This window comes from Mycobacterium sp. TH-M106, assembly GCF_057473765.1.
On the sequence record NZ_JBYCLE010000306.1, the window covers coordinates 1 to 1,460 of the forward strand.

The 1,460-nt window shown below is 68.1% G+C and carries 2 protein-coding genes; both read left to right on the plus strand.

What is annotated here, in order from left to right:
• Positions 1–1,107 (plus strand): diaminobutyrate--2-oxoglutarate transaminase (locus tag AC2VOP_RS10595; RefSeq protein WP_486960920.1); only part of this gene is annotated, 1,107 nt, incomplete at its 5' end.
• Positions 1,104–1,460 (plus strand): ectoine synthase (locus AC2VOP_RS10600; RefSeq protein ID WP_486960921.1); only part of this gene is annotated, 357 nt, incomplete at its 3' end. The genes AC2VOP_RS10595 and AC2VOP_RS10600, both read left to right, overlap by 4 nt.

The window sequence follows — 1,460 nt, forward strand, 5'->3', positions numbered from 1 at the left end:
AAGCGGGCGCTGCTGGACTACCTCAGTTCGGACCGGGTGGTGCACAGCCTGGACATGCACACCGTCGCCAAAGCCGAGTTCCTGGAACGGTTCAACGAGGTGATCCTCAAACCCCGCGGGCTGGACTACAAGGTCCAGTTCCCCGGTCCCACCGGCACCAACACGGTGGAGTCGGCGCTCAAGCTGGCGCGCAAGGTGACCGGACGGGAAAGTGTGATCAGCTTCACCAACGCCTTCCACGGCATGACGCTGGGGTCGCTGTCGGTCACCGGCAACTCGATGAAGCGCGGCGGCGCCGGCATCCCGCTGGTGCACGCCACCCCGATGCCCTACGACAACTACCTCGACGGCGCCGTCCCGGACTTCATCTGGTTCGAGCGGCTCTTGGAGGACAGCGGCAGCGGACTCAACGACCCGGCCGCGGTGATCGTCGAGACGGTCCAGGCCGAGGGGGGGATCAACGTGGCCCGTCTCGAGTGGTTGCAGGGGCTGGCCGAGCTGTGCCGGCGCCACGAACTGCTGCTGATCGTCGACGACGTCCAAATGGGCTGCGGGCGCACCGGCCCGTTCTTCAGCTTCGAGGCAGCCGGCATCGTGCCCGACATCGTCTGCCTGGCCAAGTCGATCAGCGGCTACGGGCTGCCGATGGCCCTGACGTTGTTCCGGCCCGAGCTCGACATTTGGGAGCCCGGCGAGCACAACGGCACCTTCCGCGGCCAGAACCCGTCCTTCGTCACCGCCACCACCGCGCTGAACTTCTGGACCGATGACCTGCTGGAGAAGCAGGTGCTGCGCAAGGGCGAACAGGTCGAGCAGGCGCTGCGCGACGTGGTCGAGCCTTTCGGCGGCGTCGACGTGCGCGGCCGCGGCCTGATCCGCGGGGTGGCGTTCGAACGGCCGGAGTTGGCCGGCGCGGTGTGCCGCGAAGCGTTCGACCGCGGACTGCTGCTGGAGACCTCGGGGCCCGAGGGCGAAGTGGTCAAGCTGATGCCGCCGCTGGTCATCGACGACGACGACCTCGCGCGCGGCCTGACCGTCGCCGCCGAGTCGATCGAGGCGGTCGTCGAGCGGGAACTGGCCCACACCGCCGGAAGGAGTCCTCGATGATCGTCCGCACCCTGGCCGAGATCAAGGGCACCGACCGTGATGTGCAGGCCCACACCTGGAACAGCCAGCGGTTGCTGCTGGCCCGCGACGGACAGTCGTTCTCCCTGCACGAGACGATCCTGTATGCCGGCACCGAGACCGCCATGTGGTACGCCAACCACGTCGAGGCGGTGTACTGCGTCGGCGGTGAGGGCGAGCTGGTCAACGACGAAACCGGCGAGGTCCATCCGTTACAAGACGGCACGCTGTACCTGCTCGACGGCCACGAGCACCACCGGGTGCGGGCTCGCACCGACCTGCGCATGGTGTGCGTGTTCACCCCGCCGGTCACCGGCCGGGAGGTGCACGACGAA